Source organism: Litoribacterium kuwaitense (assembly GCF_011058155.1).
In the GTDB taxonomy this organism is placed as follows: Bacteria; Bacillota; Bacilli; order Bacillales; family DSM-28697; genus Litoribacterium; species Litoribacterium kuwaitense.
On the sequence record NZ_JAALFC010000057.1, the window covers coordinates 1 to 14611 of the forward strand.

Sequence of the window (14611 nt, forward strand, 5' to 3'; positions counted from 1 at the left end):
GGCTTTATGGGCGAAATCACTGAGTCCGCACAAATGCTGAGTACGATGGCAGAAGAGCTTCAAACGACTTTAAGTCGGTTTACCGTTGGGGAAAATAAATAAAAAAGAAAAGAGAGAACCCCACATCTGGATGGTGCGATGTGGGGTTCTAAGTATTTGAACAAACTAAAAATATAAGCTCTTGTTGCTGTCGATCAACTGGGTTTAATATCCTTCAGAATTCGATTGGTCATTCGCGCTAACAATTGCTACACCATTACTGGTACCAATTCTCGTTGCACCTAAATTGATATAAGTTTCTAGATCCATTCTCGTTCTAATTCCGCCAGAGGCCTTTACTTCTACGTCAGCACCTACTGTCGTTTTCATCAGTGACACCATTTCTTCCGTTGCCCCAGCGGAGCCAAAGCCCGTTGAGGTTTTAACAAAGTCGACTTTCGTTTGTCGAGCGATGTCACATACTCTGCTGACTTCTTCCTTCGTTAAATAACAGGTTTCTAAAATGACTTTAATGATAAGATCGCGATTGTCTTCTTTCAAGGCAACAAAAGCCGACATCTCTTTTTCGATGAGATCAAAATGGCCATTCTTCACATCGCTCACATTAAGCACATAATCTAATTCCATCGCACCATCAAGAAGAGCTCGTTTGGCTTCGTAAATCTTCACATCAGTGACATTAGCACCAAGCGGAAAACCAATCACTGTACATACTTTGACATCCGTGTCTTGTAAATATCGCTTCGCCTTTTTAACATACGTTGGATTAATACAAACAGAAGCAAAGTGATGTTCGGCTGCTTCTTTACACAAATTTTCAATCGCTTGAAGTGTTGCATCGGCCTTTAGTAACGTATGATCAATGTATTTTTCAACTTTCATTTTTACAACTCATCTCCATTCACGCTATTTAATTTCTGCAAATTTTTTCGTCTCATCTAGGTATTGGTCGACATTTGTTTGATCCACTAAGCCGGTACCTCCATCAATATACTGTTCAATGGACTTGCCTTCACCTACGTTTACTGCATTTTGAATGGCTAAAACGCCGAGAGAAATGGGGTCATTCAAAACCGTTGCTTCAAATTTTCCTTCTTCAATTTGTTTAACAGCTTCCATGAGCCCATCAATACCTACGATTTTTACATCTTGCAGTTTTCCAGACTTCTCAAGAACTTGGATTACCCCAAGCGCCATGTCATCATTATGAGCATAGACCAGATTGACATCCGGATGCGCTTGTAGCAAGTCTTGCATCGCAGATACGGCTTCCGCACGAATGTAGTTGCTATAAGGTCCTTCAATAATTTGGACACCAGCTTCATTTTTTACGCTCTCGTGAAAACCATCGTGGCGTGCCTGCATCACTGTTCCACCAGCGTCACCTTGAATTTCTATAATTTTTCCAGCAGCGTTCCCCTCTCCGCCAAGTAGTTCTATGGCTTTTTGACCAGCCAATCTCCCCATTTCCTTGTTATCACGCCCGATGTAAGAGGTCACTTCTTGCTTCGTATTGCGATCAACAGCAATAACAGGAACATTTGCTTGTTCTGCAGCCTTTAGAGAAGGCGTAACTGCTGCCGGGTTAACAGGGTTTAGTAATAAAACATCAATGCCTTGTGTAATTAATGACTGGACGTCGGAGTTTTGTTTTTCAATATCATTTTGCGCGTCGACAACAATTAGTTTTACGCCTTGCTTTTCTGCCTCTTCTTCGGCCCCTTCAATTAGAGCGGTATAGAATGGTGACTCTAATGTTGGCTGTGAAAATCCTATAACAAGCTGATCAGCCTCTCCTTCTGTTTCATTACTTCCTGAAGAATTGACATTGTTCTCATCACTGCAAGCCACCATTAATAATAACGCTGTTAGAATCCCTAAAAAACTAAATGTCCTTTTCATCACTCTACCCCTTATTTTTTATTTGCAAGATATTGGTTCATAATTAAAGCGATTACAATAATAGCCCCCATAAAAATCGATTGATAGTACGAGGAAAGACCTAGCAAATTGAAAATATTAACAATAATACTCATGATGAGTACACCGATGAATGTTCCTCCAATTCCACCTTTTCCTCCTGCCAAACTTGTACCTCCAATGACAACTGCTGCAATCGCATCCAATTCTAGCCCTTGACCCGCTGTGGGCTGTCCGACAGTAAGCCACGCCGACATGAGAATACCCGCAATCGCAGCTAATACACCTGAAAGAAGATACGTTGACGTAATATATTTTTCAACAGAAATACCAGATAGACGGGCGGATTCTTCATTGCCTCCAACGGCATACAGCTTTCTTCCAAAAGTTGTATATTTCAATGCGATCGCCGAAATAATTGTTAATATAACCCATATGATGACTGGTACCGGGATCCTTCCTACACTCTCACCTAAGGCAGTAAACATTGGCGGCAAATCATAAATCGGTTCACCATCCGTTGTTAACAATGCAAAGCCTCTTGCACTAACCATCATAGCGAGTGTGGCAATAAATGCTGGAACTTTAAACTTCGTAGACAGAAATCCACTTACGAATCCCATCAAAGCCCCTGCCATGATCGTAATGATAATTGCTAGGATAGGGTTCATTCCTTGACTAAGTAAGAGAGAAACCAACATACCTGACAGTGCTAAGACAGCACCTACTGACAAATCTATACCAGCTACAAGAATAACAAAGGTCATTCCAATCGCAACAATACCTACAAATGATGATTGCTGTAGTACATTCAAGACATTTTGTGTAGTCAGAAAGTGCTCTGACAATAAACTCCCTATGATAAAGAAACCTATAAGAATAAAGAATAAATTGTATTTTTTTACAAAATCTTTTGTTTGAAACTTTTTTGTTTTAGGTGCTTCAACACCCTCGACATCCATACTCATCCAAACTGCCTCCTTTGTTTGGCCTTAAACACCTGATACGGCTGCATTTAAAATTTCACTTTTTTGATTGACCGGGGATGAGCATTCCTTAACAATTTGCCCTTCATACATCACTAAAATACGATCACTAACAGCCAGTAACTCATCAATTTCCGATGAAGCTACGATGATACTCGTTCCCTGATCAGACAATTCTCTCATAATTTTATAAATCTCATCTTTTGCCCCTATATCAATTCCTTGTGTCGGCTCATCAAATAAGAGCAATTTTGATTTATGAATTAGCCATTTTGAAATGATGACCTTTTGCTGGTTTCCTCCACTTAAATTGCGTATTTCTGTTTCTGGTCCAGGAGCTTTCACATCAAGTTTTTGAATTGACGTTAACATCTCTTTTCTAATCTCATTGCGTTTCAAAAATGATATTCTTGAAAATTTATTCAAGGAAGGTAAAAACGCATTTTCTTCAATGGAAAGGCTTTCAATAATCCCTTCGGTTTTCCTATTTTCCGGAACAAGCCCCATCCCTTCATTTACGGCATGTTTTGGAGAGAGAATCTTTTTTTCTACGCCATCGATAAAAATGTGGCCATCTACAATTTTATCGGCACCATAAATAGCACGAAGAAGTTCTGTCCTTCCCGATCCGACTAACCCATATAATCCGAGCACTTCTCCTTTTCCGACAGAAAAGGTAACGCTTTTAAGTTTTTTGTTCTTAATATTTTTGACTTTCAAAAATTCATTTTTTCTCACTTGCGTCTGATCTTTTATTTGTTTCTCAATTTTTCTTCCGGTAATATATTCAACTAACTGCGACTGGTCGACATTCTTTAATTCTTCTGTAATGACCCACTTCCCATTTCGCAATACTGTGACTCGGTCACCAATCGTATATAACTCATCTAATTTATGAGAAATGTAAATGATGGTATATCCTCGTTTCTTTAGTAACTGAACCACTTCAAACAATTTTTTTATTTCATCGCCAGATAAAGCCGTTGATGGTTCGTCCATAATTATAATTTTGCAATCTGACGCTAAGGCTTTTGCGATCTCGGTCATTTGCTTTAATCCCATGCTGACATCCCTAACTCGTAAAGTTGGAGATAATGAAAGTCCTAACAATGAAAAGATTTCGTTTGTCCGACGATTGATTTTTTTCCAACTGACAAACCCTCGTTTATCATTTCCATAATTTCCAATAAACACATTTTCTCCTAGGCTTAAATCTTCTATGAGTGACAGCTCTTGAAATATCGTAGCAATACCTCGTTCTTTACTTTCAGCTGGAGACGTCATATTCACTTCTTGTCCATTTAAATAAATGGCACCTTCATCTTTTTCGTACACGCCAGATAAAATTTTCATTAAGGTCGATTTTCCTGCACCATTTGCCCCAATTAAACAATGTACTTCACCTTGTGACACTGAAAAATTTACATTTTGAAGGGCTTTAACTCCGGGAAATGATTTAGATATGCCCTTCATTTCGAGGATATTATTCATAGTGCTCCTCCTCCCCCAATTGTAATTTTTTCATGATAGGAAACAGAAGTTCATTGATATCTAGATAATTTTGAAAAATAGCTTCATAAGCTTTTGTATTGTTTATATCGGGTACATAGTTTGTTTTCATTCTCACCATTCGCGCCGCGGCCTCTTGAATATTTGAATATAACCCAGAACCATACGCAGCAATAATCGCTGCTCCTTTTGTACCGATTTCTTCCTCCTCAGGTATACATATTGGCAACCCGGTAATATCACTAATCATTTGCATCCAATAGCTGTTTTTCGTACCGCCCCCACCAGCGATGATTTTGTGAATGGGGATGGAGGAATTTCTAAACGTCTCAATGACATTCTTTGTACCAAATGCAATAGACTCAAGAATCGCTCGATAAATATGAAATTTTGTATGAGAAAGAGTTAAACCTATAAAAGCACCTGTGGCATAAGGATTTTTATAAGGCGTCCTATTCCCTTTCCAGCTGTCTAAAACGATTAACCCGTCACTACCCAATTCAATATTTTTCATCTCTTCATCAAGCTCTCTGTAAACTTCCTTAATGTTGTCACGATCAGAGTAAAATTCATGTAAAAACCACGAAATAATTGATCCAGCTGATAGTTGTCCACCTTCAAGAAGCCAGTGATCATCGATTAATGGTGCATCATAAGGACCCCATAATGAATTGTTGAAAATTGGCTTTTTATGATGCGTCAGATGAACAAAACTAGTCCCAGTGATCATACAAAGATTCCCCGGCTCTAAAGCATTGGATCCAATCATTCCAATGTGAGCATCGATCCCACCTTGGAATACTGGTGTATCAAAGGTTAAACCTAGTTCTTTGGCAGCGCTTTCAGTGACGTGCCCAACAATAGCACCTACTTTTACAACTCGTTGAGGCCAATGCTGAACAATATGAGCTAATCCAACCTCCTCAAAAAATTCTTCCGAGAAGCCATTGCGGCTTTCTACATAATGCCACTTACACGTTGCGTTACATTTTGAAGCAACAACTTGTCCAGTAAGCTTATAATTCATCCAATCCTGTTGCTCTAAAATATGTTTATCTTCTAAATCATAATGACGTTTTAACCAGAGCGCTTTCGTTGTCATCCATTCGATTGATGTTTTTTCTCCAGAATATCGCAAGCGATTCTTAACCACTGAACTTGCGTTGTTATTAATCTCTTCCTCTTCAGCTACTGAGCGCTGATCCATCCAACTTTGCGCAGGAGCAATTGGCTGGAAGTTTTGATCAGTGATGACGACTGTAGATGATGTTGCACAAAGTGTTATCCCACATATATTCGTCAAATCAATGTGGTTTGAAGCTTGTTGTAGCGCTGCTCGTAGCGCATCCCACCAATCTGTAGGGTTTTGTTCAGAAATACCCTTTTTCGTATGATAGGTCGGATAGGATTGACTTGCTTTAGCAATCACCTCACCGTTTTGATCATAAACCCCAATTTTTAACGACTGTGTGCCTATGTCGATGCCTAAAAGATAGTTAACAGCCATCAACTATTCCTCCGGATAAATAAGGATTTTATTAAAAATCAATTCTTTATTTTTGATCTTTTCAAAGACACTTGGCGTTTCATCAATTTGAAAACGGTGTGAAATGATCGGTTCGGTTAAAATTTTTCCACGCGCCATACAATCAATAGCGAATTCCCACTCTTTACCTGGGAAAGGATCTGAGAATGAATTCCAAGAACCATGAATTCCTAATTCGTTACGGAGCAGTTGGTCAACGGCTGTAGATGATAAAGTCAATTCTTTATTGGAAATACCTAGAAACACAACACGTCCCATTTTATCAGCGATCGATACCGCTTGATTCTGGGCGATTGGTGAACCAGATGTATCTAAAACGACATTTACTTTCGTGTTTGCTAGAGCTTCAATTGGATTGATCTCTTTAGAATGAATTACACGATCAGCACCTAAGGTTCGGGCAATTGCTAATTTTTCTTCAAAAATATCAATCGCGATGACTTCCTTGGCGCCCATTTCGCGTGCAAATTGAACAGCAAAAAGGCCGATTGCACCAAGACCTATAATAACTGCAGTATCTCCTTTTTGTAGGTCACCTCTCCAAAGGCCGTGCACCGCATTCGCTGCAGGATCTACCATCGCTCCAGCATCATAGGAAATCGAATCTGGAATTCTTAAAAGATTGTTTTTATGCACTTTAATATATTCTGCCATCGCTCCGTCCGTTCTCGAACCATAATAGCTATACGTATCACAAAGCCCATACTTCCCCTGCAAACAGTATTCGCACTCTCTACAAGGAACTAACGGAGCAATGGTAACTCGATCGTCAACTTCCCAACCATCTGTATCTCGTCCACATTCAACGATTTTGCCTGCAAATTCATGACCTAGTGTCAATCCTTGAAAATAGGCCCCTTTTACGAGTGCTCTAGGAATATCTGAACCACAAATTCCAACTGCTTTGACTTGAATTAATACTTCTTCCGAGCTAATTTTGGGCGTGTCGATGTCTTCTACTTTTAAATTTCCTGGTTCATATAATTTTACTGCCTTCACGTTCATTCTCCCCACATGTTAATTTAATCATTTCGGTTGCTAGCACTTCATCAATAAACAGTGCATTCACATAACCACCATTTAAAGCACCGATGACACTCTTCGCTTTTGACTTCCCTGAGGCAACAGCGATCGAATGCTCTTTTTTACGAAGATCTTCGAGCCTTAAACCGATTGTCCGCTTATTTAACTCTTCATCTGCAAGTTTTCCATCAATCCGAAAGTACCTAGAGCAAATATCTCCGACTGCTTTCTTTGAGATTAACTCTTCATAAGAGTTCTCTTTGAAAAACCCACCTTTATATAGGACATTGTCATAAGAGACGTTTCCAATTCCAAAAATGGCTATGTTACTTTCTCGCACAAGTTCAAGGGTTTCATTAATACTTGAATCAGAGGTCATGACTCTAGCAATCATTTCCGAATCAACAATCGTAGGAACTGATAGCAAGTGATAACCAGTTGAAAAAGCCTCAGAAAACTTTTCTAGAAGTTGAGCTGCGCCCGTTGAAAAAGAGTTTTTTGCAATACCGCCATTTAATTGGACAACTTTCATATTTTTTACATTTTTCGGATTTAAATGAGGATAAATCGACGCTAACGTTTTTCCCCACGAAACGCCTAAAATACAATCATCGTTACAAATTTCATATAAATATTGAGCTGCAGCTCTTCCGACGTCTTTTAAAATGAGCGTAGGATCTTCTACATATACAGGAGAAACAAACACTTTTTTTATCGAATATGTTGTACTAATTTTCTCTTCCAACTGCTGTACCGAGTTTAAAGGATAATTGATCTTCACTTGAATAATCCCTTGTTTATACGCAGTATCTAACATCCTGCTGATTGTAGCACGTGAATATGGAAGTCTTTCAGCGATTTCTTTCTGAGTCAAATTCATTTCATAATATAATTTAGCGACCCGGATCATTTCTTCTTGTGAGTACAATCACACCCCCCCTTCCTGAAATTTGTTCACTGACTAATGCTTTGTTCAGCTATTGTGTTCAAGATATACAAAGCTCGTTATAAAAACAATATTATTTTCAACAGTTGAACAAAATTTCAAAAAAGTTTGTTATAAACTGAATTTACTGATTTTTTATTAAGTAAAAATTCCCCTTTTTATCCTAATATTTGTTCTGAGTGACGATAAAGCACCGACCTTGAAGGGATTTTAAAGCTGTTTTCTTAAATAAGGATATTGTAGACACGCATTCATCATAGAAAGATTTAAAAATTTTCCTCTGAAATCACAACACCCCCACATCTAGATTTGATGTGGAGGTGATTCATAAACGTTTCATGTGAAACAATAACTCATACTGTCAAACTGCTTTAATTTTACTAGAAATACTCTTTCTCTTAACCCCGTAAACCCTTTAATGCCCCGCTCCATTCAACAACTTCCGTGAGCATCGCATTCACATGCGTTAAATGCAATTCTTGCGGTTTAAATTCAGATCCGTTTACGAAGTCGGTAAACATGCTTAATGTCGGATGCGTGCGCACATCTGCCACTTTGATTTCTGCACAAATGCCGCGCAAGTGTTCAGCGGCTCGCGCGCCTCCTGTCGAACCGTAACTTACAATACCGGCGGCTTTGTTATACCAAGCTTCACGAGCAAAATCAATCGCATTTTTTAACGCGCCGGTGATGCTATGATTATATTCTTGTACGACAAAGACAAAGCCGTCTAATTGTGCCAACTTCTCATTCCAAGCAGCAATTCCTGGTTCTGAACCGTCGGTCGTTCCTAAGAACGGTAGATCGAAATCGGTCATATCGACAATCTCGTAATTTGCGTCCCCTCGTTGATCAGCAATACCTTTCACCCATTCACCTACTTGTGGGCTGACTCTCCCTTGACGTGTGCTTCCTAAAATAATTCCAATGTTTAATTTTTCGTTGGACATGATCTATTCCTCCTGATTAGATGATTGTTTGTTTTGATTGTTTGTTCGCTTTCATCATTGTTGATGTACGGATGATTGCACGACTTCGTAGAAAAAGTACTGCTATGACATTCCCCCTTGATTCAAATACGACTGATTTTTTAGTGGGACGTTCTTTCCAGCATGTAACCTATTTCAATTGCATGCTTGTGTAAACCTTTTTTCTGCTTCGTATTATTTTCCGATCGCAAGGCTCATTCGATTTCCTGACGGGTCGGTCGCGATCACCGCGCCTTGTTCTTCAATAATTTGTGCACCCATTTCTTTTAACCTCGTTCGCGCCGCATTTTTCTGTTCCTCTGTTGGCATGATGATTGTGAAATGGTCAAGCCCGACACTATTTTGCGGAGAAGAAGGTGCGCCTACGCCATTCCACGTATTTAACCCGATATGGTGATGGTACTTCCCGTCAGAAATAAACAGGGCTTGTGTGCCTATCCTGCTCACAACCTCAAAACCAAGCCCCTTTGTATAAAACGCTTCAGCCTTGTTTAAATCAGCTACGTGTAAATGGACATGCCCCATCACTGTCTTAGCCGGCAGGCCTTTCCACTGGTGGGTGGCGGCTGATAAAAGGCCTGAGAAATCCAATGGATCAACCGACATTGCGACTTCACCCTCCCGCCAATGCCATTCGGAAGGGTCTCTGTCGGCATAGATTTCAATGCCATTGCCATCTGGGTCCGATAAATACAGAGCCTCACTCACAAGATGGTCTGAGGAACCAAACTGGACGCCATTTTCCCGGAAATGCTGCACAATATTGGCTAAATCAGCTCTTTTCGGAAGAAGCAAAGCAAAGTGATATAACCCTGTGGTCCTTCTTTGTTTTGGCGTGACTTGATCAAGCTGCTTTATTGTGACTAATGCTGTTTTTCCATCCGCACTCAATATAGCGGACGTTGACGTTTGTTCCAAAACATTCAAGCCAATCACTTCAGTATAAAAAGCGATCGAACGTTCCAAATCTTGAATCTTCAAATTAACTTGACTGACATTTGTAACGGGTTCGCGGTGAAAATTCATTGTCCTGACCTCCAGACGAATGATCAAAAAAATAACTTAGTTACTTTATGTAAGTAATTATATTATAATAAGCAAAGGTCGTAAAGTAACTTGATTTCACTCATTCATTAAACGGTTTATAATAGAGCAATAAGGGGTTGATTATGTTGGATAAATCGATTTGTCCAAGTTTTGAAAAAGCGATGGGGATGTTAAGCCAAAGATGGACAGGGTTAATCATTTACCAGCTTCTCTCTGGCCCACAACGCTTTTGTACGATTGAATCCTCTATCGGTGTCAGCGGCAGGGTTTTGTCAGAACGATTAAAGGACCTTGAAAACGAAGGGATTGTTAAACGAGAAGTATACCCGGAAACGCCCGTTCGAATCGAATATTCATTGACTGAAAAAGGAATCGCACTCGAACCGCTCATGCGCGAAATGGAGAAATGGGCCGGGGATTGGTTGGAGGGATGACTGAAGCGCTCATATGAAATTTCGCTAACCACCAACTAGAGAAGCGGCTCATCACCGCTTCTTATCGTTTGAAAGCTTTGGCATAATAAACATACGCTGAGTTACAAAAGATTTTCATATATATTTACCGAATATTTAAACAAATTTGAGCGAAGGGTGCAAATATATAAAAGAAGCGAGTATGGCAATGATTCCTCCTAAAAATAAAGTGACGGTCGTACTAAATTGCTCACTAATCATCCCGGCAATAACAGCAGACACAGGCATTAAAATCCATGTCATAAAGCGACTGGTCGCTTGTACTCGGCCTAATAAATGATCTGGACTCAGTTTTTGTCTTATGGTCACAATACAAGGATTCAGCATCGCTGCACTTATTGTTCCTAATGCGTTCATGATGACCAGCCAAACGAAGGCATCGTACAAACCAAAAGCGACAATTGATCCACCACCTATCACACCGGCAAAAAATAAGATGCTTCTGTAAGAAAAATACCTTGTGAGTACACTTGTCATGAACGCACCAACAATTGCCGAAACACCTCCGATCGAAAATAAATACCCTATAAGAACGGTATCTAATCCAACTGTTGCTTTTAAATGAACGACGAGCATTGTTAAAAAAAGTGTCGTACCGAATATGGAAAAAAGCATAGCCAAATTTGTATATAATAATGGCTTTTCTTTAATGACAAACTTAAAACCTTCTTTAATGTCTGCAACGACCTTTGAGCTGCTCATTTCTTTAGGCTCGTTACTTTCGATGTCTAGGCTTAAAACAACTAGACATCCCACTAAAAATGACAAGCTGTTAATCATTAAACCTACGCCCGGATTAAACACACTGATGAGAATCCCGCCTAATCCTGGAGCGACAAATACAGCCGTTTGCAATATTCCAGTGTTTATCGCGTTTACAAATTGCAAGTCTTTTCTTTGTACTAACTTAGGAATAGAAGCAAATTGAGATGTATGATAAATCTGTGTTAAAACACCAACCATAAAAGCAGCTGTGTACACTTCCCAGATCAGTAATTGATCCATGATGTAAAGTACACCTAGAGCCCCTATCAGTAAAAATCTGCCAAAATCGCATAGAAACAATATTTTTTTACGATTAAAATGATCGGCCAACACACCCGTGAATGGCTGTATTAAAATAGGCAGCCTTTCCAACGCTGCTACCACTCCCATCTTGAATGGTGAACCAGTGATCGCTAACACAATCAGAGGCAGAGCAATTAAATAGACCTGGTCTCCAAAAAAAGACACGACGTTGCCTCCGATCAATCGAAATACAGGGTAATTCCTTTTAAGTTCAGGTACTTTTTTTCTTGAGTCATCATGTGCGACTGAATCTTCCATAGAGACTTCTCCTTTGTTATTGATCTTCCAAATAAAGTTTGAGTTCCGCTGGTAAATGCTCAATCGCTTGATGATCTATCGTATATTCACTAGAACTTTGCGAGACTAGCCTGGCAGATTTTAATATCTTTAAATGATGATGAACCGTTGTTTTACCTAATTCTAATTCAATGGTTAACTCTTGTAGTGATAGATTCTTCTCTTTAATCATTTTCAAGATTTTCAGACGTGTCTCATCCCCTAATGCTTTAAATCTTTGTACTAAGAGCTTATTAGGGACAAATCGACTTTCCCCTGAAATACTTTCATTCGCCACTGCATAATAAAAAACTTTTACGCCCTCCAAATCCGCTTCGACATTCCATGGGCGATAAATGTAATGTGGAACGAGTAAAACCTTATGTACACTTGGCTCAGGAGGATATTTCACGCCATCTGTTGCCCATTCTACAAACTGATCCGGCTCTAAACGATGAAGCATTTTTTCTTTCAAAGCTTTATCTCTTGAAAGAATCTCTTCCAGTTTTTCTTTTTGAGGATAGATTACACAATCAAACCATCCCGACATCACCGTGAGCAGATGAGTTTTCAATTCCTCAGTGGATACTTGACTGATATATTCAAGGTAGTCTGGCAGAAAAGAATGTTCTCTCGTGATGTATTGTAATTGTCTAAGGGCTTCTTCTGACTCTTTTAATAGCGCATTCTTTACTTCTTCTTGTGCTTTACCGAGGTACGGAATTGCGATGCTTTTTAACTCCGTGGATGATAAACTCTGGACATATTTTTCAAAAGAAGCGATTTCTTCTAGGTCTTTTTGATGCAAGATTTGGAGAAGGGTCTTCCATGTATTGAATTTTCGGACGTATTCAAGTTCCTCTTTCATATCCTTTGATAAGCTTTTCATGATCAAGTCTCTATTTTGCTTAGAAAGATCCAATGTATCAACCAATGCTTCGTTTGTCATGGCTGCTATCCCTAGTGCACATTCCCACAAAAGAGAGCTTTTTATTTCTACGGCATATTTTTCCCTCTTTCGTTTGATCCCCGTCGTTACTATATCCATCTGATCGCCTCCTCTCTTTATTCTAAATCAATAGAATTATAAATTCAATGTATTTAGAACAAAATAAAAGGGCTGTCTAAAAAGTCAGGTTTTAATCGACTTTTTGAGCAGCCCATTGTTTTGCTGTTTTCATCGACTTTCGGCGCTTGGATGAATAGCGGTCCATTGGAGATTCATTTTGGTTAGTATTGGCAGACCAAGCAAACCACCCTTAAGCAGCCCATTCTACTTAAAGGTGAGCATCGCAATAAAACTAAATATCTCGTACCTCATACTCAAATGGTTCTTCACATGAATAAATGTCATGGAAAAACCCCATATACGGGATATCATCCTCCATACATTTTATGAGATATGACAGTTCCTCATCACACTCAGGCTCTTCACCATTGTTCCGCATATACTCAAATGCATCCACTATATTTTCCATAACGGGTAGATCGGAATCGCTCTCAATTAAAAAAAGACACGAAAATGCTCTCTCGGATCTTTTATATTTTCTTCCACGATCGCCCCGATTGTTGGGTCGGAATATTAAGAAGTCTCGTCTCATGGATTTGTTCAATTTTTTTGTTGTGCTCTTTTTTTCTGTAACCGCCAAGTATTAAAGATACTAGGAACTCCAGCTATCATACTTACCATAAAACTCCACATTACATAACGCCAGTCCCCTGTAAAAATCGAAACTCCAATAAAAAATACTAGCTGTCCCACAAGTGCAAACCACGAAAGAATCCAAGCTGATTTTAAATTTTTATACATTCTCTGCACTTCCCTTTAGTTTTATACCAATTACTTTGTGAAGTTATTCCATTAATGGCCCATTTGTTGAACAACCTTACTTAACGATATCAACACTAATTTTAATGATGTATTTTGCAAGAGAAAAGTACAAAAAGGTGTGATCCTTATGAGTCATTTCTTCCAACAGATTCCCTTTGCGGGAGTTGACTACATCCGAGACACCTCCTCCATGCTCAAACAAATATCTGATATACTCAACTTCGGCCAGTAAATCCTCGCGGCTCCTATCAAGCAAGAAAGCGATTCGTAGGATTTTTGCATCAGCGCCCTCTTTCATACAATGATAAGCGACATTTCGTCCTCCATCATGTGCCTCAATCAGACTGATTTCATAGCCCTCCAACCCGTACAATTCTGATATTAATGGAAGAAAAATTGCATCGCCGATTTTAACAACCTCGTTATAAGTTATCATAAGTCTAATATCTCCTTAGGCAACATGTGTACTTTTACATTTCAAAACTCTGCACTTTTATTTTGCACTACACAATACCAAAAGATAAAGAAATTATTGTTTATTGCTGGGATGTCTGGTGCAATACCGCTGCTAAAGTAGCAAAATTTTTATTAGAGAGATTATACAGTTAAAGAGTTAACCGGGGGGATAGCAGCATGGAAAGAAATGAACTTTCCCGTTTCAGATTCAACGCAAAAGGATAACACAACTAATAATTGTGGGTGTTAAGACAATGCAAAAGAAAACAAGGTATTGGATTGGAGTTGCGTCTCGTGATAAGAGTAATTGGCGGATTTGCACAACTTCGTCATGGAAAAGATGTAGACGTCAAGTTGAATTTATTCTAGCGTTAACACAAAGTACAAAACCTTGAAATACACACAACCCAAAGAATGCGCGACTTGCCCATTACGCCATGATTCCCTTTGCCAAAAGACCTTTAAAATCAAGCAGTCTACCGATATCCGAAAGTATACTTCTCCGGCAAGAGGATCAAAGAAGTGGGGCAAACTGTATAAA

General features: G+C 39.2%; 14 protein-coding genes and 1 pseudogene. 2 read left to right on the forward strand and 13 right to left on the reverse strand.

What is annotated here, in order from left to right; translation table 11 throughout:
- Positions 1 to 204: 204 nt before the first annotated feature.
- The 9 genes from deoC to G4V62_RS17730 all read right to left on the reverse strand — a co-directional run bounded on the left by deoC (position 205) and on the right by G4V62_RS17730 (position 9945).
- Positions 205 to 882, reverse strand: coding sequence for a deoxyribose-phosphate aldolase (gene deoC, locus G4V62_RS17690; RefSeq protein ID WP_165204782.1), 678 nt, complete (start codon positions 880 to 882; stop codon positions 205 to 207).
- Between the two features lie 24 nt (positions 883 to 906).
- Positions 907 to 1902, reverse strand: a complete 996-nt coding sequence (locus tag G4V62_RS17695) for a substrate-binding domain-containing protein (protein WP_212508829.1) — start codon at positions 1900 to 1902, stop codon at positions 907 to 909.
- Positions 1903 to 1913: 11 nt separating this feature from the next.
- On the reverse strand, positions 1914 to 2888 hold the full coding sequence (locus G4V62_RS17700) for an ABC transporter permease (RefSeq protein ID WP_165204784.1): 975 nt from the start codon (positions 2886 to 2888) through the stop codon (positions 1914 to 1916).
- Between the two features lie 24 nt (positions 2889 to 2912).
- Entirely contained in the window at positions 2913 to 4397 is a 1485-nt protein-coding gene (locus G4V62_RS17705) for a sugar ABC transporter ATP-binding protein (protein ID WP_165204786.1), read from the reverse strand.
- On the reverse strand, positions 4390 to 5922 hold the full coding sequence (locus G4V62_RS17710) for an FGGY-family carbohydrate kinase (protein WP_165204788.1): 1533 nt from the start codon (positions 5920 to 5922) through the stop codon (positions 4390 to 4392). Before G4V62_RS17710 ends, G4V62_RS17705 begins: the two co-directional genes overlap by 8 nt.
- A gap of 3 nt (positions 5923 to 5925) precedes the next feature.
- Positions 5926 to 6960 carry a galactitol-1-phosphate 5-dehydrogenase gene (locus G4V62_RS17715; protein ID WP_212508830.1) on the reverse strand — a complete coding sequence of 345 codons (1035 nt, stop codon included), beginning with the start codon at positions 6958 to 6960 and terminating at the stop codon, positions 5926 to 5928.
- Positions 6938 to 7912: a sugar-binding transcriptional regulator gene (locus G4V62_RS17720; RefSeq protein ID WP_165204790.1), complete on the reverse strand. Its 975-nt coding sequence runs from the start codon at positions 7910 to 7912 to the stop codon at positions 6938 to 6940. Before G4V62_RS17720 ends, G4V62_RS17715 begins: the two co-directional genes overlap by 23 nt.
- Positions 7913 to 8328: 416 nt before the next feature.
- The gene (locus tag G4V62_RS17725) at positions 8329 to 8880 is read right to left on the reverse strand and encodes an NADPH-dependent FMN reductase (RefSeq protein ID WP_165204791.1); all 552 of its coding nucleotides are present in this window, start codon (positions 8878 to 8880) and stop codon (positions 8329 to 8331) included.
- A gap of 213 nt (positions 8881 to 9093) precedes the next feature.
- Complete coding sequence (locus G4V62_RS17730; RefSeq protein WP_165204792.1) at positions 9094 to 9945, reverse strand: VOC family protein; 852 nt, start codon at positions 9943 to 9945, stop codon at positions 9094 to 9096.
- A 146-nt stretch (positions 9946 to 10091) separates the two neighbouring features.
- Here G4V62_RS17730 and G4V62_RS17735 point away from each other — a divergent pair, with 146 nt between their 5' ends.
- Entirely contained in the window at positions 10092 to 10400 is a 309-nt protein-coding gene (locus G4V62_RS17735) for a winged helix-turn-helix transcriptional regulator (protein WP_281359729.1), read from the forward strand.
- A gap of 135 nt (positions 10401 to 10535) precedes the next feature.
- On the opposite strand, the gene G4V62_RS17740 is transcribed toward G4V62_RS17735, so the two are convergent.
- The 4 genes from G4V62_RS17740 to G4V62_RS17760 all read right to left on the reverse strand — a co-directional run bounded on the left by G4V62_RS17740 (position 10536) and on the right by G4V62_RS17760 (position 14050).
- A complete protein-coding gene (locus G4V62_RS17740; protein WP_165204794.1) occupies positions 10536 to 11765 on the reverse strand; it encodes an MFS transporter in 1230 nt (409 codons plus the stop codon).
- Positions 11766 to 11781: 16 nt separating this feature from the next.
- Positions 11782 to 12831, reverse strand: a complete 1050-nt coding sequence (locus tag G4V62_RS17745; protein WP_165204795.1) for an ArsR/SmtB family transcription factor — start codon at positions 12829 to 12831, stop codon at positions 11782 to 11784.
- A 561-nt stretch (positions 12832 to 13392) separates the two neighbouring features.
- On the reverse strand, positions 13393 to 13593 hold the full coding sequence (locus G4V62_RS17755) for a hypothetical protein (RefSeq protein WP_165204796.1): 201 nt from the start codon (positions 13591 to 13593) through the stop codon (positions 13393 to 13395).
- Between the two features lie 76 nt (positions 13594 to 13669).
- A complete protein-coding gene (locus tag G4V62_RS17760) occupies positions 13670 to 14050 on the reverse strand; it encodes an aminoglycoside phosphotransferase/kinase family protein (RefSeq protein WP_246218522.1) in 381 nt (126 codons plus the stop codon).
- A 381-nt stretch (positions 14051 to 14431) separates the two neighbouring features.
- On the opposite strand from G4V62_RS17760, the pseudogene G4V62_RS20105 reads away from it, so the two are divergent.
- Positions 14432 to 14611 (forward strand): annotated as a pseudogene (locus tag G4V62_RS20105) (IS5/IS1182 family transposase); the annotation flags it as partial.

Coding starts and splice junctions, on each gene's coding strand:
- G4V62_RS17760 (WP_246218522.1), bottom strand. CDS start 14,050: ATGATAACTTATAACGAGGTTGTTAAAATCGGCGATGCAATTTTTCTT.
- G4V62_RS17740 (WP_165204794.1), bottom strand. CDS start 11,765: ATGGAAGATTCAGTCGCACATGATGACTCAAGAAAAAAAGTACCTGAA.
- G4V62_RS17710 (WP_165204788.1), bottom strand. CDS start 5,922: ATGGCTGTTAACTATCTTTTAGGCATCGACATAGGCACACAGTCGTTA.
- G4V62_RS17695 (WP_212508829.1), bottom strand. CDS start 1,902: ATGAAAAGGACATTTAGTTTTTTAGGGATTCTAACAGCGTTATTATTA.
- G4V62_RS17725 (WP_165204791.1), bottom strand. CDS start 8,880: ATGTCCAACGAAAAATTAAACATTGGAATTATTTTAGGAAGCACACGT.
- G4V62_RS17730 (WP_165204792.1), bottom strand. CDS start 9,945: ATGAATTTTCACCGCGAACCCGTTACAAATGTCAGTCAAGTTAATTTG.
- G4V62_RS17745 (WP_165204795.1), bottom strand. CDS start 12,831: ATGGATATAGTAACGACGGGGATCAAACGAAAGAGGGAAAAATATGCC.
- G4V62_RS17755 (WP_165204796.1), bottom strand. CDS start 13,593: ATGTATAAAAATTTAAAATCAGCTTGGATTCTTTCGTGGTTTGCACTT.
- deoC (WP_165204782.1), bottom strand. CDS start 882: ATGAAAGTTGAAAAATACATTGATCATACGTTACTAAAGGCCGATGCA.
- G4V62_RS17705 (WP_165204786.1), bottom strand. CDS start 4,397: ATGAATAATATCCTCGAAATGAAGGGCATATCTAAATCATTTCCCGGA.
- G4V62_RS17700 (WP_165204784.1), bottom strand. CDS start 2,888: ATGAGTATGGATGTCGAGGGTGTTGAAGCACCTAAAACAAAAAAGTTT.